A 20616-nucleotide genomic window follows, 5' to 3' on the forward strand; every position below is an offset into this window, starting at 1 on the left:
GTGGGCCGCCAGTTCCTGTATCCAAGGTCTGGATGAGGCCGCGAAGCGCGCTCGTCCTCGTCAAGGCCGTCAGTTTTCGGGTGTGATCCATGAACGAGGACGTAGCCGGTGACCGAAAGGCCTCCGGGGGAGAAATAATCGCTTCGCGTATTCCCCTTATATGATGGGCATATGCGAATTGTTTCTGTAGTCGGCGCCCGCCCCCAGTTCGTCAAGCTGGCTCCGATTGTCCACGCGTGTGCGGCGGCGGGAATTGACCACAAGATCATCCATACCGGTCAGCATTACGACCCGATGCTCTCCGACGTGTTCTTTCGTGATCTGGGAATTCCTGCGCCGGATGTGAATCTGGGGATCGGTTCGGGAACCCCGGGAGTTCAGACCGGTGGGATCATGGAGAAACTTGATGACGCCTTCCCCTCACTTGAGCCTGACTGCATCCTTGTCTACGGAGATACAAATTCGACGCTTGCCGCCGCGGTCTGCGCGGTGAAGCTGCACTACCCCCTCGTTCATCTTGAAGCTGGACTGCGATCCTTTAACCGTCAGATGCCTGAAGAACATAACCGCGTGCTGACGGATCATGCGGCAGACCTGCTTCTCGCTCCGACTCAGGTCGCTGCTGATCACCTAAAAAACGAGGGACTTGCCGATCGCACGGTCATTGTGGGTGATGTCATGACTGATGTCGTCTACCAGGTCAAGCAGACGCTTGATGGCGTCACCTCGCCGATCGTTCGGGAAGGAATTGCCGCAGCAGGAAACTACTCGTTGGCCACCATTCACCGGGCGGAAAACACCGATGATCCGGACCGACTTCGCTCCATCGTGTTCTCCCTGTCTCAGGTGGATCATCCCGTTGTTCTCCTCGTTCATCCCCGATTTCGAGCCAAGTGCAGCGAGTTCGGGATTGATCCTCATCAAGGGAACATCGTGGTTCATGATCCGCTGGCTTACCCTGATCTCATCAGCTCAGCGATGGCAGCACGCGGTATCATTACGGATTCGGGTGGTCTCCAAAAAGAAGCGTTCCTCCTGAGGGTCCCAACAACAACGATTCGCCCTGAAACAGAATGGGTTGAGACCGTCGAGTGCGGGTGGAATCAGCTGGTTGAGCCTGGGGAAGGGTTGATTGAAGCGGTGTCTCGGCCTCGTCCGATGGACACGGATGCGCAACCCTACGGGGATGGTCATGCGGCGGTGCGCGCAGTGGAAACCATTGCCGCTCGGTTGAGCTAAAAAGAAGGAGTATAGGCATCGTGATCCTCACGGGACTGATGGTGAGTCGGATCTTTGCGCCGGAGCCCGCTGCGGCCTCACTCAGGCTCTCGTGGGTGAAAGCGGGGCTTGAAAAATGTGGTGCGCGAATGAGGGTGCTCACGACTCGCCCCCCGGCAGGAATCGAGGCTGAGGATGCTCCGGAGATTACTCGGGTTCCGGTGATCCGTGACTCCGAAGGATACGTCAAGGGATATCTTTCCTACGCGTCATTCGATATCCAAGCGTTCCTACGGATCCTGGTGAGTCCGCGTCAGGATTTCATTCTTGTTGAACCACCCCCAACAACCGGAACGGTGGCACGGGTTGCCTGCTGTCTGAGGCGGACTCCTTATTTTTGGTATGCCGCGGATGTCTGGTCCGACGCCACAGAAGGCATGGAGGTTCCCGGGATCGTCAAGAAGACGGTACGGGCGTTGGAATCTTTCGCGATCCGCGGAGCTCAAGGCTGCATCGCAGTTTCAGATGGCGTAGCTCAGCGCATCGAAGCACTGGGTGCTCGCAGAGTCAGGGTGATCCCCAACGGTGCAGATACGGAGATTTTTACTCCTGAAGTTGAGCCCCTATCGGATGCGGATCGCGAATCTATGGGGATTGCTCACCCATATTTTGTCTACGCCGGAACCGCATCCCAATGGCAGGGGGCGGAACTCTTTGCTCGTGCGTTTGAGATTTTCTGGGAGACGAATCCCTCGGTTCAATTGCTCTACCTCACCAGGGGAGATGCTGTTGCAGTTCTCGAGGACGTGGCCGCACGGCTCAAAGAACGAGCGGACAGCCGCGGAATGAATGTTCAACCGATCATCGTGCACTCAACCGTGTCGCCCCAGGAAGCCGCCCAATGGCAACATGAGGCGATCGCGAGCTGTGTCTCGATCCAACCGGGGGTTGGATACGACATTGCCTATCCGACGAAAGCTCTGGCTGCGCTGTCAACGGGGACACCGGTGTTATATGCCGGAGTTGGTCCCGCAGCCCAGGACATCAGAACCCACGAGCTTGGCTTGACCGTTGCCTACGACGAACACGCAGTTGCTCACGCAATGACCCAGCTCGAACAACGCAACAGCGAGGGAACGCTGAGTCAGACGTGGGACGAGGATCGTCTTCATCAGTGGGTCGTGGACAATCGTTCAATGAAAGCTGCTGGCGAGCAGGTTGCCGCCTTCATCGCAGAATCGATCATTGAAAAGACACGCTGAGGAGTTTTGAGTGGAATCGGTTGCCGCATGGATGAACGTTCTTCCGGTGGTGGCGTCAACTATCGCCGTCCTCTTCCTTCCCGGGTTGTTCCTCACGACACTTCTCTTTCCTCGTTCTTCCCTTCTTCTGCGGATCGCTCAGGCGCCCGCGTGGTCGGTTGGAGGCATTGCCGTTTGGACGGTGCTTGGGCACTATGTTGGCGTCAAGTGGGGCCTCTGGCCTTTCGTCGGATTCATCCTGTGTGTTGGCGTTGTTCTGTGGGTCCTGGGGAGAACCGGGTGGGGGCGCGGTGTCGCCCAGATGCTTCCTCCGGTCGAAACGAGCACTAGGGAAACCGTTGGGAGACTTGGCGCGGTCCTCGTCGTGTGGATATTCGTTATCCTCCCCATCATTGTGTCGGCGAGCCCATACGACATTGTTCAGGGCGGAGATTCAAGTTATCACTACAACCAACTGTGGTTGATGCACCAGACGGGGGATGCTTTCCCCCTGACATCTAACGCAACGATGGCCGGTTTATCGGATGCCAGCTGGTATTACCCCAATACCTGGCACGCCATGTTGATTCTTGCGACCGTGGGGAATATCCCGTCCTATGTCACGGCACATGTCCTTTTCCTCGTCACGCCCTTGGTCTGGTTACTCGGGGCAGGAGCATGGTCTGTGTCCGTTGGAGGAGACAGCCGGCTTTTTGAGTGGAGTCTCCTCGGTTCAGTGCTCGCTCCGATTGCCTTGATCCAGCTTCAATTTACGACGACGCTGTGGCCCTTTGTTCTGGGAATCGTGCTTCTTCCGGGAATTATGGCGGTGTGGTATTACGCGATCAAGGCAGTGAGACGTCAGCCCGACGCCCTCGTGATCCTTCGGACCGTCCTCGTGGTGAGCCTGATCAGCGTCATCCCTGCGGTGGGACTCATCGGGGTTCACCCATCAATGCTGCTTCCCCCTGCTTTCGCTTTCTATGTCTACCTCCTCTTCGAGCTGATCCGATCAGGTATCGCGACGTATCGGAAACATCGCGGGAAAGCTCTGTACTGTTTCTTTGCGGCAGCCGGCCTCATTATTCTTGTTTTGATCATCGTCGAAGCTCCCTTAGCTCCGCGCCGACTACTGTTCTTTAGATTCCCTCCCCAGCTTGGCTGGACCCAGATCCCCCAGAAACTTTTTGCGAGCGTGACGCTCTTCATGCCCGGTGGGGGAGTGCTCGGATTGATCTTCTACGCCGTCGTTGGTCTGGCGTTGCTGGGCGCGCTCATTGTCGCATTCCGAAAGCGACGGTGGATCATGCTCTCCGGATGGCTCTCACAGTGGCTTCTGATTCTCGGGACATTCTTCCCGATCTTTGGATTGACCCGGATTACCAGTCTTTACTACAACTACCCGGACCGCCCCAAAGCCGCGGCTGCGATTTTTCTCGTGCCGCTCATTGCTCTGGGAGCGCAGACGCTCTGGGAGAGGGTAGCGAAAGCTCTACGACCTCGCTATGCGTGGACACGGCCCGCTGTGCTACTTCTTGCACCCGCGCTGGCCTATTCCTTGGTCATGCACTCCATTGCAACAAAGGTTGACAGTTCGTTCGCGCCCGACACCGAAAATGTTCGCTTCCTTGCGAACGAGGACGAGCTCGCAATGATCAAACGTGCGAGCACGACCCTTCCTCAAGATGCACGAGTGCTTGGTGATCCTGCTGCGGGAACCGCTCTGCTCCAACCCTTATCAAACGTCAAAGTTGTCTGGCCCTACCCTAATCCGCCAGCGAATTTCGAGGACCGCTACCTCCTCAACCGTTTCCACGACATTCATCAAGATTCGTGGATCTGCGACATTCTTGACAAACACGGCATTAGATACTTCTATCGGGATGAACCGCGTTACTACAACGGCGGCTACACCGATCGAGTGCGGCCCGGTCTTTATCACGTCCCGGTTGATCGGGGTTTTGAGCTGGTGGATTCGGGTGGAAGCGCCGCAATTTACAAGATCACGCTCTGCGATTCTCCCGATCGCCCACGGGCACATGTTGTGCCCTAGCGCTTGGGTTGTATGAGTCTTGCCCGTGCCCGCCATACAATGTGGGCAGTGACATTCTGCTCGCTCAAACCTTCATCTTCGTCTCTCAACGGGAATGCCCTTGACATCGCTCGTAGCAACTCCACCGTCATCGCCACCGGTTCGCCTTGATTCGCTGACAGGTATGCGATGGTGGGCGGCGTTCTGTGTCTTTGCCTATCACATGGCCAACCTCGCTCCCCTGAAAGGGCAGGCGATCTTTAACTTCGGCTATTCGGGTGTGACATTTTTCTTCATCCTGTCTGGATTTGTGTTGACATGGTCGGCTCGACCTGAAACGGGCGCACGTCGTTTCTGGATGCGTCGATTTGCGCGGATCTGGCCCGCGCACATTGTTGCTCTTCTGATAGCAATTCCCGTCTTCTATCGGCTGAGCACTCTTGACCCAGACCAGTTCTGGATCAAACCCCTTTCGTGGGTTCTCCTGCTCTCTATTCCATTGATCCAGGGTTTCTTCACTGATTCGACGATTCTCTTCTCCGGCAACCCAGCAGCGTGGACTCTTTCATGCGAGGTGTTTTTCTACGCGCTACATCCGTTGCTCATGCGTCCGTCCTTGAAACGTATGCGACCTGCGTCGGTGTTCTTCATCGCAGCTGCTCTTTGCGGCGGTCTGCTCTACTCTCTTTTCGGTGCCGCCCAGATTCCTTCCCCCATTGCTCGTCTCTGGGAATTCTTCCTCGGAATCGGGCTGGCTCTCCTGATGCGTTCGGGGATCAACCTGAATATCAACGGAGGGTTCGGCTACGTTGTACTGCTCATCGCTCCGATCGTCTATCTCATTCCGACGCTGGTCCCTCATCCGGCAACGAGCGCGTTGGAACACATGATGCCTGTGGTGTTAGCTGTCATCTACGCCTGCGCTATTTTCATCGCGGCAAGTGCGGACATTCACCGTCGCCCATCAGGATTCCGCTTTCCCTGGTTGGTCAAAGCCGGGGAGGTCTCCTATTGCTTCTATTTGGTGCATGCAACGGTCCTCTACGCCGTTCTTGAACGTACCGGATTTATTCTGTGGAGTCCGAGAAAGTCGATCGCCGTGTGGATCGGCGTATTTTGTGCTGCGTATCTTCTGGCCTACTGCCTCCATCGTTTCATTGAGCGTCCGTGTGAAGCGAGGATTCGGTCCTGGTCTGACCGTCGTTTTTCCTAAAGGCTCCATATTGAGGCGCGACCACTGCGGGAGTTGTGTTCCGTAGTAGTCGGACTAACTGTGATCCTGTTCAAGGAGGGAGGCTTGTTGGTGAAATTCGTCGTTCTGGCAGATCTCTGCAATGAATCGAAGCTCAGCAATGACACCCTCGTGGTATTTTTCGGGAGCGCCCCATGTTTTGTGTCCGAAGTTAGTCATGGCGTAGTAAGAAGGAGCCCCTGGATTTCGATAGAGATCGAGTGAATGTAATTGAGCGTAAGAGCCGGCGTTAATATACGATGCGGCGAGAGCGTCTTTCGTGATTCTGTAGTAGTCATAAAGGCCAATGATCGCGTACATGTGACCGTTGACTACATGAGTATTTTGTGAGTCAACAGCTGCCGGATACTCTTCGAAATACATGCACTCAGATGAGCTGTCTGGGCACTTCATGAGGTTCGTGAACCAGTGGCCTTCTGTAGATTTTTGGACACTGAACGATTGAAAGATCTCCCGCATCAACGGAATATATTTGTCATCATGCGTGATGTCGTACATCCGAGAGAGAACGGATAGTACCATTCCCTGTGCCATTCCGGATACCCAGGGGACGTCCATCCGTAATTCACCACGAGAGTGCTCGAACTGATACTCAAACCACCGTGATCCGTCAATGACTGTGGAGCCGTCAAGCAGATATTTGACGTTGTCTTGTGCAACTTTTAATAGGCGGGAATCATGAGTCTCTTCATAGAGATTAATGATCCCCAGAAGATTCCATGACATGCTGACAGGATGATAGACGATATGACCGTTAATTTCTGTTTCGATGATTCCATCGTCGTTGACCATTCCAAGGACTTCGTTGACCGTGAGCGTCGTGTCTTGGTCATAGTGGGAGGGTGTTGAATCGCTGAGTGTGTATTCAGAGGCATACTTTTCAGCGACTTCGTCATTTGTTAGTGCTACTACCGGTTCGCTTTGTTGTACCTCAGATACGGGTGACTCGGGGGGTGTATCAGAATTCGATGCCGCGTGTGGTCCCGCGCAAGATGCGCACAGACAAGCTGAGGCGAGAAGGAATGAGATTTGCGAAACTTTGGGGATGCGCACGTGGGTCTCCTCAGTCATGAAAATTCAAGGTCGTGAGATGAGGGAACAAAGCGTGAACAGACATACGGTGCTGTCGGATTCAGCTTTCCTCAGTCTCTCAGAATCAGAACATGTGTCATGCTACATGACATCAATCCCGTAAGGCCGCGTCAGCAAAGAATCACGGGGCGATCTGGTTGAGATCTGTTGGAGTGAGAGTTCCGGAGCGTACTTTGTTGAAGAAAGCGGGCGCAGTCTGTTCCTGGAGAAGCACCGCAGATGCCCCCGCATCGGTGATATAGCTCAGCGAAGCGATCGGCGGAACACCCGTGAGTTGGTTGTGAGAGGCCTTTCTCAACGCCAACACCAATTGGGCGACGTCGAAAACATTGGATTTATTATCAACGGTGAAAGCTGAAGATCCTGCTCGTTCAACAGTGAGTGTCTTTGCCGGGTTGACCAGCGTTGATGGTGACAAAGCTTGAGAAATGACTTGTGAAATCACCTGACGCTGACGATTCGTTCTCCCGATATCTCCCTGTGGATCGGAGTAGCGCATTCGAGAAAAGGCAAGAGCAGTTTTGCCATCGACATCGTGGCATCCGGCTGTCCACATCAGACCGGAGTACGCGTCGTCAACGTCGGCGTCGTAGCACAGGTTGACCCCGCCCACTGCGTCAACGAGGGAGGAAACCCCACCCATGCCGACTTGGACATAATGATCCACGGTGAGGCCAGTGAGTGCTTCAACGGTTTTGACGAGGAGCTCGGAACCTCCGTAAGCGTAGGAAGCATTGAGCTTGTCTTCGCCGTAGTCAGGAATGCGTGCAAGAGTGTCGCGAGGCAACGACACGGCAACCGCTTGGCCATTGGGTGCAACGTTGATGAGCATGATCGAGTCCGAGCGCTCACCGCCCTCGAATCCATCTTGCACAGCACCATCTGCTCGGGAGTCAGACCCGGCAAGAAGGTACGTTGTTCCCGGGGAGTCTGGAGCACCAGAAAGCGCGGTTGTGCGACCAAGATTCGTATTCGCATCCCACAGGAGGAATGACACCCACGCGAGCAGAACAACGAGGAAGAACAGGAGAACTTTAGCCGTCACGCTGCGCCATGACCGCTTGGGGCGGCGCCTGGGAGCTTGCGTGACACCTGGGCGCAGATGAGACGACTCCGCGGTCCTTGGCGCCGCGGCACCCGGCTGTTGTCTGGGGGACTGCCACCGAGAACCAGAAGGTCCCCCAACGCCTTGCGATGCGCCACGTCCCTGATAGTCGTGAGAGTCCGGATATTGCGTCGAGGCCCGATACGACGGCGCGCGGCGGGCCTGGGGTGCGTAAGCAGGGGGCATTGCTGCTGGCCTTGGCTGAGCGTTCTCGCGCGGAAAACTCCCGGCTGAGTCTGAGCCGCGAACAATCGGAGAGGAAGCATCTTCGGGCGCTGCGCCGGACCTATGATCCGGTGGCACGATCGACTGCCTCAGCGGACGCCCCCGTGAGTCGTCTCCCCGAGAAATCCTCCACTGGCGTTCACTGGCCCCATTCGAGGAATCCGAAGCAGGGGCGCGCTCGTCCTCGTCCCCAGATAGCGGACGACAATCATCGGAGCCACGAGAGGTGCGTCGAACTTCCCGATGCGACGGACGGCGACGAGAGGGATCGGGGGTAAAAGACGGGGGATTGGTCATCGTTGTGGCGGGCAGGGTTGAGGTGCAGGATCAGGGGAGGGGGCAGCGGCTGTTTCGGGCGGTGTCGGGGATTCCGCCGGTGGAGTAGTCGCGGCCGAATCCATTCCCTCTGGTGCTTCGCTGGGCGTTGGGGCCGTTGACGCTTCTGCTGGAGGATCGGGGACCGTGACCAGTTGACCGTTGCCATCGGTGTATTGGAGACCCGCGGGCAGGGCGCCGTCGCTTGCCAGAGCCTGCCAGAGCGCCGATGCATCCGGTTCGGTGGCCCGCACTCGGTTGCTATCGAAGTCATCGAGGTGGTTCGGCATCGTCACGAAACGGATGTTCGCGCGTTCAATATCCATCAGAGACAGGAGAAGACCGGCGTCGGCATTAATGTCCGACAGGTTCGTCGACATCGACAACGACGAAATCGCAGACTGAAGGAATGACACGAGCGCGGGGAAATCCGTGACGAAGTTCTTCGACAGCAGCTCGCGGAACATCGCAGAGACGAGCTTTTGCTGGCGACCAATTCGCGAAAGATCGGAGCCATCACCAGCGCCGTAGCGGACGCGCGCGTATCCGAAAGCTTGGACTGCGTCGAGCTTCTGGCAGCCGGCTTTGAGATGAGCATTCGCCGAATCATCGTCAATGTCTTCCTCGACATCGAGCCACACGCCACCCAGAGCGGACACCATGTTTTGGAAACCAGAGAAGTCAACGACGGTGAAAGCGTCAATTGTCAGACCCGTGAGCTGTTCGACCGTTGCTTTTGTGCAGGCTATTCCTCCAGCAATGTCGTTCGTGACAGCTCCCGTGGCGAACGCGGAATTAAACATCCCGGTGTATTCCCACGTCGTTGTGCCGTCGCTGTGCGTACACGAGGGAATGTCGGTGATGAGGTCGCGGGGAATTGAGACGACGGTGACGGTCTTTCGGTCCGCACTGATGTGCGCAACCATTGTTGTGTCCGACTGGATCGTGACGAGTTCTTCTGGGTCCCCGTAGTTACCCGCTGACTGGTCGTAGCGGGAGTCGATACCTGAGACCAGGATATTGAGGGCCCTTCCCTCGAATTGATCAGCGGGAAGTTCCTGCTGCTTTTTGCCCTTGGGGGTCAGGGTTGAGATGTCGATTGCCTGGGACTTCACTTGGTTCGCCAAAGCGGCGTAGACAAAGACTCCCGTCAAACCGAAAAAGAGGACGAGTGAGAGGAGTGAGGCGAGGATGATACGAGGTATCCCCATACGGTCAACGTGTGTTGCCGCGTGTTGAACTGGGTATTTCATGCGTCTGGCTCCGTTCACCGCCGCCTCGGCCTGTTCGTCGTCATTGTTTAGATCTTAACCTTTGTTAGGCGAGTGAGAAGATACGCTCGGTCCGTTTCCTGAGTTTTCCTCAGATTCATTGGGGTCGGTGGTATCCGTGCGCTCGCCCTGTTCGTCCGGGTATTGGACATTGTCGAGGGCGACTGCGCGCGCCAACGCAGTGAGGCGACGAGCGCTCTCCAAGTCGCGACGATACGCCGAGGTCATCTGGATGAAGACAGCGATGACGAGTGCATAAACGAGGAGGTTGATGCCGCGATCAACACCGATAGCTTGGGCGAGCCTATTGAGCAGGCCGGGGAAAAGGACAGCAAACACGGCGAAAAGAAGGATGAGAAGAGTCCCTAAACGGCGTATTGCCAGCCTATTTGCAGAACGCGGTGGACGAACAATGAAGTAGGCAAGAACGATGAGGGCGACGATGAGGAGCGCCTTAATTAACCAGTACGACGTCATGATTACTTCATCACCAGCTCGACGAGAATGTTCACCGAATTGAGCAGCGACTGCCCTTTAGAACGCGAATAGTCGGTGTAGCGCACATTCACTGGCATCTCCTTCCACGGGAGGGAGGTCTTGGCCAGTTGCTCAACAATTTCGGAGGCGTGAGCCATGCGATCTTGGTGTAGGTGGATCTGTTCGAGGGCGTCACGACGGATCAGGCGAAGACCGTTGTGGGCGTCGGTGAGTTTAAGTCCCGTCTGGAGGCGAGTGACCAGGGCGGCAGTCCGCAGGACCAGAGCCTTTAGGCCCGTCATCTCGCGTTTTGCCCCGTCGAGGAATCGTGAACCAAAAACGAAGGAGAGGTCCTCATCGAGGGCTGCCTGACGCATGGCGACGACATCATCAATGCTGTGCTGCCCATCGGCGTCGAAAGTGGCGACGAAACGGGCGTTTGTGTACCTGAGGACGAAATCGAAACCGGTTTGGAGGGCGGCTCCCTGACCGAGGTTGATCGGATGTGTTGTGACGACAGCTCCCGCAGCGCGAGCGACCGCTCCGGATCCGTCTGTGGACCCGTCATCGATGCAGACAATGTTCGGAAACACCTGTCGTGCTTCCGAAATGACTTGGCTGATCACCGTTTTTTCGTTGTATAACGGCACAACAAGCCAGGTGTCGTCGTAAGTCTTCATGGGTGCCAGTATTCCATGTGATTCTGTGAATCTTTTGTGGAGCGGGCGTGAGTTAAGGCATGTCATTTCTGTTCTGCCACGAGAATCGTGCGTAGGATGACCTCAGTAGAATCCGTGGATGGGAGACTTTGTGGTTCGCATTGCTCAGTCAGCTGACGTTGACGAAAGAGCCTCAATTGGCGAGGGTTCCTCAATCTGGCACCTTGCTCAGGTACGTGAGGACGCAGTTCTTGGAGAAAGCTGCATTGTCGGACGAGGTGCCTATATCGGCACCGGTGTGACGATGGGGGATCACTGCAAGGTTCAGAATTATGCCCTGGTGTACGAGCCAGCCCGCCTCGGTCACGGTGTCTTCATTGGTCCTGCGGTCGTTTTGACGAATGACCATTTTCCCCGTGCGATCAATCCGGACGGTTCGATCAAGAGCGCCTCGGATTGGGAGGCTGTCGGAGTGACCATCAAAGACGGAGCGGCGATTGGCGCACGTTCCGTTTGCGTTGCTCCGGTGACTATTGGAGCCTGGGCAACCGTTGCCGCCGGTGCCGTTGTCACGAAGGATGTCCCCGACTACGCGCTCGTCGCAGGAGTCCCTGCTCGCCGCATCGGATGGGTTGGGCGCTGCGGGGTCAAACTCGAAGAATCCTCAGAAGATCCGACACTATTTATCTGTCCGCAATCTGGTGAAAAATACCGTCTAGTTGGTGAAGAACACCTGGAATTGGAGAAAGCTCAATGACTCGCGAGATGATTCCGGCAGCCCATCCTGAAATTGGCGAGGAGGAGATCGAGGCCGTCGCGCGTGTCATGCGCACGGGAATGGTCGCCCAGGGGCCCGAGGTTGCTGCCTTCGAGGAAGAGTTTGCTGCGCAGCTGGTTCCCGGAACCGAAGCGATCGCTGTGAACTCGGGGACTTCCGCTCTGCACCTGGGTCTCCTTGCCGCGGGAATTGGCGAGGGAGACGAAGTGATCGTTCCTTCCTTCACCTTTGCTGCAACAGGAAATTCGGTGGCAATCACCGGGGCAACGCCGGTCTTCGCCGACATCGATCCCGTGACTTTCTGTTTGTCGCCTGAGTCGATCGAAGCGTCGATCACTGAGAAAACCAAGGCAATTATGCCCGTTCACCTCTATGGACACCCCGCTGCGATGGAGGAAATCCGCGCGATTGCTCAAAAGCATGGCCTCATGGTGTTCGAGGACGCAGCTCAAGCTCACGGCGCATCCCTCAACGGCACACAGGTTGGTGCCTTCGGAACCTTTGCGGCTTTCTCGCTCTATCCAACGAAAAACATGACATCTGGCGAGGGCGGAATGGTGACGACTTCCGACCCTGAGGTTGCGCGCAAGGTCCGTCTCCTGCGTAACCAGGGAATGGAGAAACGCTACGCGAATGAACTTGTTGGTCTGAATAATCGCATGACCGACATTCACGCGGCCATTGGACGAGTCCAGCTGACGAAGATCGGTGCGTGGACGCAGAAGCGCCAAGAAAATGCCGCGTTCCTCTCGCGCAACCTCGAAGGAGTTGTTGTCCCGACCGTGTGCGAGGGCGGCGTCCACGTGTATCACCAGTACACGATCCGAGTGACTGACACCGATCGTGATCGCTTCATGCAGGCACTTCGGGAGGAATGGCAGGTTGGCTCCGGGGTCTACTACCCGATTCCCAACCACCGTCTGCCCTCACTGACGCCGTATGCCCCGGGGCTTGACCTTCCCCAGACTGAGAGCGCTGCCAGCGAAGTCGTGTCCTTGCCGGTGTACCCCTCACTCACTGAGGAACAGCTCGACCGCATTGTCGAGGCCGTCAACGCCTGTGCGAAAGCAGGAGCGTGATCGCATGGCGCCAATTCGTGTAGGAGTCCTGGGGATCGGCTCGATGGGCCGACACCATGTTCGCAATGTGAAGAACACCGAGGGGTTTGAGCTCGTCGCTTTAGCTGATCCGGCGGGCGACCGTTTCGGCGTTGCGGGCGGCATGGAGGTTCTCCCCGATGTGGAGTCCCTCATCGGAGCCGGAATTGACGCCGCTGTCGTCGCCGTGCCAACCGTGTACCACGAGGACGCTGCACTCAAACTTGCAGCCGCGGGCGTCCACACGCTGGTGGAGAAGCCGTTGGCTGCCGACGTGGAGTCTGGCGAGCGTATCCAGAAGGCCTTTGCAGATGCCGGACTCGTCGGAGCCGTCGGTTACGTTGAACGCTGTAATCCGGCGTTGCTCGAGATGCGCAAACGAATCCAAGACGGTCAGCTGGGCCGCGTCTTCCAGATCATCACGCGCCGTCAATCGCCTTTCCCCGCACGCATCTCGGATGTCGGCGTCGTCAAGGATCTTGCGACGCACGATGTTGACCTTGCGGCCTGGGTTGCAGGTTCGACCTATGAGACGATTTTTGCCCAGACTGCCTGCCGATCAGGACGTGAACACGAAGATCTGCTCGTCGCATCCGGGCGATTTGCCAACGGCGTCCTCGTTAATCACCTGGTCAACTGGATGAGTCCTTTCAAGGATCGGACAACAATCGTCACCGGCGAACACGGTGCGCTGGTTGCCGATACGACGATGGGTGATCTGACCTTCTACGAGAATGGGTCGATGCCTGTTCAGTGGGATCAGATCGCAAACTTCCGGGGAGTTTCCGAGGGCGAGGTCACGCGTTATGCGTTGACGAAGCGTGAGCCACTGGCGGTTGAACACGAACACTTCCGCGATGCGATCCTCGGCGTCGGTTCGGATCACGTGTCGATGGAGGAGGGCTTGACGGCGCTGCGCGTTGTCGAAGGAATTCTCCAATCGGCCGCAATCGGACAGGCAGTGACGCTGTAGGGGATTCACTCGGCGATGAGTGGTCCTGTTCCACCTGGGGACGGGACCACTCATTTTCGTTTATAGGATTGAGGCACGAGGGGGAGCGGACAGATGTTTCAACGGATGATCACATACGGGAAGAATGTCTCCGCATCTTCGCCGTTCCTTCGCTATGTTCTCACGCTCGTCACAGGAACCGCCGCTGCGCAGGTCGTTGTCTTTTTCATGACGATGATCATCACCCGCCTTTACGGGCGGGAGATGATCGGTGAATTCGGAACATTCAACGCCATTGTTGCTGTTGTTGTTGCTGTTGCCGCTGGCCGCTACGACATGGCTCTCATGCTCGAAGCAGATGATCGCGATGCAAAGGTCCTCGCCAAGTTAGCCTTCCGCACCATCCTCGTTGTCTCGTTCATCGTGACTTTCTTGTCTTTTCCTCTGCGGCCACTCGTTGCGCATCACTATTCGCAGGCCGTAGCAGACTGGCTCCCCCTTGCGGGACTAACCACCCTCTTCATGTCCGGTGCTGCGCTCGTGCAGTACTGGTACAACAGGAAAACCGACTACAAGACCATTGCACTCAATCGCGTGCAACAGCAGATCGGAACCAGCGGCGGACAGGTCGTCTTCGGCTGGGCTGGCCTTCACTCAATCGCAGGCCTGATCAGCGGCCAGATCCTCGGACAAGCCTGGGCGTTCTTTAATCTGGGTTTCCGTGCAAAAGACCTCAGGCACTTGGATACCACAGGATCGAAGTCCATGAAAGCCTTGGCCCGTAAGCACTGGAAAATGCCCGTTCTTAACGGCCCAAATGTTCTCGTGGACACGGTGCGAGCCAATGGAATCAATCTCCTGATCGGACGGGTGTCGGTTGGGGACTTCGGAGAATACCTCATTGCCAATCAGGTGGTCAGCGTGCCGGTGACTCTGATTAATTCGGCAGTGTCCCAGGTATTTTTCCAAAAGCTCTCGACGATTCAACCCGGGCATATGCTCAAGGAAGTGAGGAACCTCGTCAAGCGCGCACTTATTATCGGGACGATTCCCTTTGCGCTCCTGTGGCTTGTGGCACCGTGGCTGCTCCCCATCTTATTCGGTCCAGATTTTTCACAGTCCGGCTACTACGCTCGCGCACTCATCCCGTGGATGGCCATGCTGCTCATTACCTCGCCGATTTCCACACTCTTCGTCACAACGGGCACTCAGCACTGGCTTTTGGTTTTTTCGATCCTCTACACGCTGGGCAGTCTGTCGTGGCTGATTTTTTCGCCTCTTGATCTGCTGGGAACGATCTACGTCCTCGGACTTATCATGGCCGCGTTTCTCTTGGTCATGACGGCGATGTCGATCTTCGCTGCGCGTCGATTTGACCGGCGCGCAGCGAATGCCTAGACGCCGCGAGCTCCATGAAGGACGCCCCCTTAATCCGCACACGCCGTCGGGTAACGGGAAGCGTGGATCAGGGGGGCGTTCTTCAACAGCTACTTGCCCGATTACCTGAGTTCGTAGTGGTAGAGTTTTCCGTTCGTGCTCACAGCCCACATCCGAGATGAATCGGTGATTGTCAGGACAACCGGAAGGGAATTCCATCCCTGGCCGACCTGCTTCGAGGCACCAAGGGCCCCAGAATTCAAGCCGGAATAGACCAAGAAACGTCCTGCCTGGTTAATGGCAGTGAGGTCGCGGACTCCATCGCCTGTGACATCAGGAATCATATTGAGGCTGCGCATATTATCCCAACCACTCCCCATGACCACGGGGGAGAGGAATCGTCCTCGGCCCGTTGTGATGTACGCGCGAAGACGTCCTGTCGACCTTTCGATTCCGAGCAGCGCAGGGTTGTTGTCGGTGTATTTGTTCACCGCAAAAATTCTGGAGAATATCCCCCAACCGTTCCCGATCACTTGGGTGCTGAGGAATCCACCTTTACCGTTGCCTCGATACAGAAGGAGATCACCGTTGCTCTTGCGACGGGCGATGATATCCGGATTCCCATCGCCATCAAAGTCGACTCCCGCGCTCACCTGGTCAACGAATGTCCAGCCGTGTCCGATTTGACGAGGCATCGCGAAAGTCTTCCCCGTTGTGCTCGAATACAGGTGGAGGGTTCCATCGGTACGCAGCAGGAGCGCATCTTGATGTCCGCGTCCGCTGAAAGCTCCTGCTGAGAGGAGCTGACCGTTATGCCAGCCGACACCGATCTGCTGTGGGGCTGACCAAACTGGGAGATTCTCGGTGTTTGGCTTCGGGGGCTGCGGCGTGGATCCTGACTTGTTGATGGTGATAATTTTCTGTCGAATTGTTGGGAGCTCCGCGTAGAGATTCTTCCCCGGGCACGCCGTATATCCAACATCGCGGTGTCCAGAAACAACGGGGATCGTCAGTGATGCCGTGTTCTTAGCACCGGGAACCACGATCGTTGCGTTCGGATTCGTAATGCCGTGGAGCTTGAGTTTCCACGCCATCACCCGTGCAACAGAGTCAATAATTTCGTTCGTCGCGGGCGCTGTTTCGTAATTTCCCAGCACTGAAATACCGAAAGTCTGGCCGTTGGCTCCGTATGCGTGTGCGCCCATAATTCCTTTGGTCAGGCCGCCTGAGCGTCCTTCCCAGATCCCACCGTACTTATCGACGAGGATGTTGTACCCGATGTCACCCCACCCCAGCGTCACGGCATGGTAGAGATAAATACTCCGGATAATCCCGGGAACCTGGCTCTGCGTGTAGTTATTTGCTCCCGCTGTGTGATGGAGAACGACTCCCTTGACATTCAGAGCCTCGGGTGTCCAGGTCATCTTGGATTCATCGGCTCCCCAGCCCTTTCGGGTGGTGATCGTGAAGCCCTGTCCCGTGTCGTACATGGTCCCCTGCGCGTTGACTCCGGTGGCCGAGTGCAGTGCCGTTGACGTGGAGGAATGGTGTCCGGTGGCTGCGCCGCCCTGTTCGAGGACGCGGTCCGAACCGGGCGTCTGTGCCGGATTGAGCGTGTCTGGGTCAGGCGCAGCGCCGTCCTCGGACTCAGATGCGGTGATCTCAAGAGGATCGGGCATCGTTTCACCTTCGGGGTTAATCACCGTTAACTCTGCCCCGGAAACTACACGTCCATCTGTGGAGGATACGGCCGCCTCGACCTCGTCAACATCAACGATTGCCACGGGTTCCGTTCCAATGACGGAAGGGGACTGACCATTTTCTAAGTGCGCATCCTCTGCTTCAACTTCGGTCCACTCGCTCCACGTGTTGCCGTGACGTGTGCGGTACTCGAATCGCAGGAGCTCGGGATCTTCCCCGGCGGGAACTGTGATGCCGATAATCGCGGACTTGCTCGTCACCGGCTGCTGGATCACTGAGAGACGCTGACGGTCGTCGTTGAGTGTGCCGACCCCATCTTTTTCTTCAGAAGACAAAGGGGTGAGTTCCGACTGCTGTTCGTCGACGAGGGCGACCTGCGCTGCTGGTTGGCTTGTGTAGTCATCAGGAGCCGCGACCTCACTGAGTTCGTTTCGCGTTTCGACGGGTTCAATGCCGAAGTTTTCGTCTGTGGCTGTGGTCGATGCTGCTTGGGAGAGCGCCACGGTCTGTGTCAGGGGAGTATTTTCTGCGGTGGCCAACGCCAGATCAACGTTGTGCGGGCTCTGCGTGGGGTGAACATATGCCCCCGTCGCGACAAGCATCAGGGAGAGCCCTGCTGCTATGAAGCCGGCAGTTGTGCGGCGATTGCGCGTATGTGTATTCCAGTTCATCGGGGCCTTCCACAGATTCAATCCGATTGTTGGCGTACGTCGTGAGGTTTCGTATTGAGACAATCGAGAACTAGTGTGCCACAAGTTTGCTATTGAGGCTAGCGTGTGTGAAATGAAACGAACTGACATTATCAGCTGATGATTCTCGCGGTTCCTCGTGGATGGCACTGAAAAATGATCTGGGGTCGGTATATCTGCTGGTAGAGCCGGGCTTTGATGATCATGTGATCGGAAGTAACGTCGAGAGGTTGCAGATTGATCGACGATGCCGATAGCGTGGTCCGTGGATCATTGGTCCTTGACGAAGGATGGCGGATGAAGCGTCACGCGGTGTCGAATTACCTGAATGCGACGTGGCGAAAGCGCGGTCAGATGAGGAGACGCTGACATGAAAACAATGGTGTTCCACGTGCCCTTTCCATTGAATCGAGCGTCCAACGCCGCCTCTGGAATGCGTCCCTATAAGATGCGTGATGCCTTCGAGGAGATCGGCTACCGGGTGATTGACATCACGGGAAATGGGAAAGAAAGAAAGAGTCAGGCCCGAGCACTTCGTCGGTTTATTGACGGCGGAGGGAAAGTTGACTTTGCCTATTCGGAGTCGGCAACAATTCCCACGCTGCTGACGGAAAAGAACCACCTCCCCACGCACCCCACCGTCGACTTTGGTTTATTCCGCTACCTCAAGAAACATTCCGTGCCCATCGGCTTGTTCTACCGTGATATCTTTTGGCGCTTCGATGACTATCGCAGAGCCGTTAAATGGCCACTGTCTTCAGCGATGATTGCGCTCTACCGCTACGACTTGAGGCAGTACACCAAACTTGTCTCGAAGCTCTACCTCCCGTCACTGAAGATGGGGGCATACGTGCCGATTGTGCCCAAAGACATGCTTGCTGAGCTTCCTCCCGGAGCCCAGATCCGACAATCCGGTACAGACTCACAGAACGCGTCACTGAATCTCTTTTACGTCGGTGGTTTTTCCGGGCACTACCACATGGAAGAAGCGGTCCGTGGAGTCTCTGCACTGACTGGCGTGGATTGGACCATCTGCACCCACAGAGATCAATGGTTGACCAACGAAGAGAGGTATCGTCCGCTCCTAGGCACCAATATCCGCATCGCCGAGGCCACGGGGGAAGAACTCGATCCGTACTATGCCCAGGCTGACATTGGAATGCTCGCAGTTGCCCCCGATGAGTATTGGACTTTTGCTGTTCCCTACAAGCTGTTCGAATACATGGGCAGGGGAATCCCGATCCTCGCATCAAAGGGTACTCAAGCCGCCGCCATTGTCGAGGCTGAGAATATCGGCTGGACCGTTGACTATCGTGCGGAAGAAATTTCACGCGTGCTGAGCCGGCTACGTGATCATCCCGAGGAACTCGCCGAGATGACCCGGCGCGTCAAAGCGCGGGCCGTAGAACACACCTGGGAATCGCGCGCTCGTCGCGTTGCCGCAGACCTGACAGGTCACTAGCGTCCTCACACATCAGTGGCGCCACAGCAGGTCACTAGCGTGACGAGGTCGCGCTCAGGCTTTCACGGTTCCACGTACTAGCGGGGAACCACTGTTCCTTGAGGAATCCAGGAACCCTCAAGGAATAGGTCGCAGTAGATGCCAAGGATTGTGGTTCCGCTGAATAATTTCCGATCAATCTCGCGTGTGCTGAGGTCTCCCGCGAGAGCCTGGAATGCCATTGGATGATCGCGGGAAACTTTCGCAGCGTAGAAACGGTTTAGGTATTTCGTTACGCCCATGAAATCGAAGGATTTCTTGACGAGCTCTTTCATCGTTGGGTTGAGCCGTGCGGCCGGTGCCTCAAAGTTCGGCAGCGAAACCCCCGAGACTTCAGCGAAACGCTCATTGACCATCCGAATGTAGGGTGCGCGATCCACGCCCCACACTTCAGGAGCGCAGGAGAACCACGTGTTCCACGCCTCGGCTTCGAGCATCGGCATCGCCCATTGGAAACCGTAATGTTCATAGGCGCGAACTGAGTTGTTGATGTACTTGGCCTGTCGTTCGAAGAGGTTGTATTGCGTGATGACGCTCGCCCGCTGGTGTGGATTGGCGTCGGGCCAATACTCACGAAGGAAGGCTTCGAGTTTGGCATGCGAATACGCGTTGTGTGCCGGGAAATCTGGGGATGCCTGTAAAACAAAGTGGTGGTGAGCGAGAATCCTCGCCATATCACCCACGGATACGGGAACTTCAGGGGGAAAAGCCCAGAAATCATGCTCATTCCCAACCACCGTGTGTCCGGGGCTGATGACGGCGTGAGGATCAATGTCGGGATCGTCAGCTAATTCCTTCAGCGCGTACCAGTCCTGGATATGGGGGAGTGCGTTGCCGCTCCAGGAATCCTGAAGAAAACTCAGCGTCTCGGGTTGATACCAGTGTGCGTGAACATCATGAGGATCAAGCTGAACGTACTTCCAGGGATAGTCCAACCCCGTTGCGACGAGACGGGAGATCTCTGCTTCAGATGAACCCGCGACTCCATAGGTAAATGCGAGGACGTTGCGAGCTCCAACCTCTCTCAGGAGCGTGAGAATGAGGCGAGAATCTGCTCCCCCCGACAGCGGGATGAGGATCTGATGCCCATTCGCCTGCTCAACCATTCGCGCAGTTGCTTCGCGAAGCACATCAAAGAAGTGTGAATGAAACTCCTCAGGATTCACATCAATTGGCGAGTCACACAATGCCGTGGAATGGGGAGTAACAGTCATCGTGCCGTCTTGACGAAACAGCGCACAGGACCCACTGGGGACGGTTGACACCCCCTCAATGAGAGTATCTGTGCCGGCAACAAATCCAAGATGCCGAAATTCTTCAGCTGCCTCAGTGTTGCGCCGAGGAGAATCCATGAGCGACAGCACGTCGGTAGGGGAAGATGACAGAACGAGTTCACCGTTGATACGAGTATGCAGAATAGGGAAGGAACGCGGCCCATCCGTGATGGCATGAACCTCGTGATCCCGCGTGATGATTGCCGCCCAATTTCCCCGCTGCGAACGAGCCCACTCGACGGGGGAGGCAAAGTCCGTTCCGTGAGGGGACATGGGGAGGGAACTGCGCCACCAGACGTCACCGAAAGAAAACTGGAACTTTGTCCACTTGTGTTCGTCGGCAAGAATCATCAAACTCTC

The 20616-nt window shown here is 56.3% G+C and carries 16 protein-coding genes; 9 read left to right on the top strand and 7 right to left on the bottom strand.

What is annotated here, in order from left to right:
• Positions 1-171 precede the first annotated feature (171 nt).
• From wecB to G7Y41_RS02325, 4 genes are all read left to right on the top strand, one after another.
• Entirely contained in the window at positions 172-1239 is a 1068-nt protein-coding gene (gene wecB / locus G7Y41_RS02310; protein WP_165315748.1) for a non-hydrolyzing UDP-N-acetylglucosamine 2-epimerase, read from the top strand.
• A gap of 20 nt (positions 1240-1259) precedes the next feature.
• The gene (locus G7Y41_RS02315) at positions 1260-2480 is read left to right on the top strand and encodes a glycosyltransferase (RefSeq protein WP_165315749.1); all 1221 of its coding nucleotides are present in this window, start codon (positions 1260-1262) and stop codon (positions 2478-2480) included.
• Positions 2481-2490: 10 nt separating this feature from the next.
• Entirely contained in the window at positions 2491-4512 is a 2022-nt protein-coding gene (locus G7Y41_RS02320) for a DUF6541 family protein (RefSeq protein WP_165315750.1), read from the top strand.
• Between the two features lie 100 nt (positions 4513-4612).
• A complete protein-coding gene (locus tag G7Y41_RS02325) occupies positions 4613-5704 on the top strand; it encodes an acyltransferase family protein (RefSeq protein WP_165315751.1) in 1092 nt (363 codons plus the stop codon).
• Between the two features lie 54 nt (positions 5705-5758).
• On the opposite strand, the gene G7Y41_RS02330 is transcribed toward G7Y41_RS02325, so the two are convergent.
• From G7Y41_RS02330 to G7Y41_RS02350, 5 genes are all read right to left on the bottom strand, one after another.
• Positions 5759-6796, bottom strand: a complete 1038-nt coding sequence (locus G7Y41_RS02330; protein WP_165315752.1) for a D-glucuronyl C5-epimerase family protein — start codon at positions 6794-6796, stop codon at positions 5759-5761.
• Positions 6797-6956: 160 nt separating this feature from the next.
• On the bottom strand, positions 6957-8462 hold the full coding sequence (locus G7Y41_RS02335; RefSeq protein ID WP_165315753.1) for an LCP family protein: 1506 nt from the start codon (positions 8460-8462) through the stop codon (positions 6957-6959).
• Entirely contained in the window at positions 8459-9733 is a 1275-nt protein-coding gene (locus G7Y41_RS02340) for an LCP family protein (RefSeq protein WP_165315754.1), read from the bottom strand. The genes G7Y41_RS02335 and G7Y41_RS02340 overlap by 4 nt, the downstream gene beginning before the upstream one ends.
• A gap of 54 nt (positions 9734-9787) precedes the next feature.
• Positions 9788-10228 carry a DUF2304 domain-containing protein gene (locus G7Y41_RS02345; protein ID WP_165315755.1) on the bottom strand — a complete coding sequence of 147 codons (441 nt, stop codon included), beginning with the start codon at positions 10226-10228 and terminating at the stop codon, positions 9788-9790.
• Positions 10229-10230: 2 nt separating this feature from the next.
• Complete coding sequence (locus tag G7Y41_RS02350) at positions 10231-10908, bottom strand: glycosyltransferase family 2 protein (RefSeq protein WP_165315756.1); 678 nt, start codon at positions 10906-10908, stop codon at positions 10231-10233.
• A gap of 118 nt (positions 10909-11026) precedes the next feature.
• Between G7Y41_RS02350 and G7Y41_RS02355 the strand changes: the two genes are divergently transcribed.
• From G7Y41_RS02355 to G7Y41_RS02370, 4 genes are all read left to right on the top strand, one after another.
• Entirely contained in the window at positions 11027-11644 is a 618-nt protein-coding gene (locus G7Y41_RS02355; protein WP_165218774.1) for an acyltransferase, read from the top strand.
• Entirely contained in the window at positions 11641-12744 is a 1104-nt protein-coding gene (locus G7Y41_RS02360; RefSeq protein WP_165218772.1) for a DegT/DnrJ/EryC1/StrS family aminotransferase, read from the top strand. Before G7Y41_RS02355 ends, G7Y41_RS02360 begins: the two co-directional genes overlap by 4 nt.
• A gap of 4 nt (positions 12745-12748) precedes the next feature.
• Positions 12749-13735: a Gfo/Idh/MocA family protein gene (locus G7Y41_RS02365; RefSeq protein WP_165315757.1), complete on the top strand. Its 987-nt coding sequence runs from the start codon at positions 12749-12751 to the stop codon at positions 13733-13735.
• Positions 13736-13828: 93 nt separating this feature from the next.
• Complete coding sequence (locus tag G7Y41_RS02370) at positions 13829-15112, top strand: lipopolysaccharide biosynthesis protein (RefSeq protein ID WP_165315758.1); 1284 nt, start codon at positions 13829-13831, stop codon at positions 15110-15112.
• Between the two features lie 101 nt (positions 15113-15213).
• Here G7Y41_RS02370 and G7Y41_RS02375 read toward each other — a convergent pair whose 3' ends face one another.
• The gene (locus G7Y41_RS02375) at positions 15214-17463 is read right to left on the bottom strand and encodes an N-acetylmuramoyl-L-alanine amidase (RefSeq protein ID WP_165315759.1); all 2250 of its coding nucleotides are present in this window, start codon (positions 17461-17463) and stop codon (positions 15214-15216) included.
• A gap of 388 nt (positions 17464-17851) precedes the next feature.
• On the opposite strand from G7Y41_RS02375, the gene G7Y41_RS02380 reads away from it, so the two are divergent.
• Positions 17852-18943, top strand: coding sequence for a glycosyltransferase family protein (locus tag G7Y41_RS02380; RefSeq protein WP_165315760.1), 1092 nt, complete (start codon positions 17852-17854; stop codon positions 18941-18943).
• Between the two features lie 77 nt (positions 18944-19020).
• Here the strand turns inward: G7Y41_RS02380 and G7Y41_RS02385 are convergent, their stop codons facing one another.
• Positions 19021-20607: an asparagine synthase-related protein gene (locus G7Y41_RS02385; protein WP_165315761.1), complete on the bottom strand. Its 1587-nt coding sequence runs from the start codon at positions 20605-20607 to the stop codon at positions 19021-19023.
• Between the last annotated feature and the right edge of the window lie 9 nt (positions 20608-20616).

It is taken from the genome of Schaalia sp. ZJ405 (genome assembly GCF_011038885.2).
GTDB lineage: Bacteria > Actinomycetota > Actinomycetes > Actinomycetales > Actinomycetaceae > Pauljensenia.

What these genes read in the sequence shown, in the direction of transcription:
- G7Y41_RS02355 (WP_165218774.1), top strand. Translation starts at nt 11,027, where the DNA reads ATGGGAGACTTTGTGGTTCGCATTGCTCAGTCAGCTGACGTTGACGAA.
- G7Y41_RS02365 (WP_165315757.1), top strand. Translation starts at nt 12,749, where the DNA reads ATGGCGCCAATTCGTGTAGGAGTCCTGGGGATCGGCTCGATGGGCCGA.
- G7Y41_RS02375 (WP_165315759.1), bottom strand. Translation starts at nt 17,463, where the DNA reads ATGAACTGGAATACACATACGCGCAATCGCCGCACAACTGCCGGCTTC.
- G7Y41_RS02345 (WP_165315755.1), bottom strand. Translation starts at nt 10,228, where the DNA reads ATGACGTCGTACTGGTTAATTAAGGCGCTCCTCATCGTCGCCCTCATC.
- G7Y41_RS02380 (WP_165315760.1), top strand. Translation starts at nt 17,852, where the DNA reads ATGAAAACAATGGTGTTCCACGTGCCCTTTCCATTGAATCGAGCGTCC.
- G7Y41_RS02385 (WP_165315761.1), bottom strand. Translation starts at nt 20,607, where the DNA reads ATGATTCTTGCCGACGAACACAAGTGGACAAAGTTCCAGTTTTCTTTC.
- G7Y41_RS02335 (WP_165315753.1), bottom strand. Translation starts at nt 8,462, where the DNA reads ATGACCAATCCCCCGTCTTTTACCCCCGATCCCTCTCGTCGCCGTCCG.
- G7Y41_RS02340 (WP_165315754.1), bottom strand. Translation starts at nt 9,733, where the DNA reads ATGAAATACCCAGTTCAACACGCGGCAACACACGTTGACCGTATGGGG.
- G7Y41_RS02350 (WP_165315756.1), bottom strand. Translation starts at nt 10,908, where the DNA reads ATGAAGACTTACGACGACACCTGGCTTGTTGTGCCGTTATACAACGAA.
- wecB (WP_165315748.1), top strand. Translation starts at nt 172, where the DNA reads ATGCGAATTGTTTCTGTAGTCGGCGCCCGCCCCCAGTTCGTCAAGCTG.
- G7Y41_RS02370 (WP_165315758.1), top strand. Translation starts at nt 13,829, where the DNA reads ATGTTTCAACGGATGATCACATACGGGAAGAATGTCTCCGCATCTTCG.
- G7Y41_RS02360 (WP_165218772.1), top strand. Translation starts at nt 11,641, where the DNA reads ATGACTCGCGAGATGATTCCGGCAGCCCATCCTGAAATTGGCGAGGAG.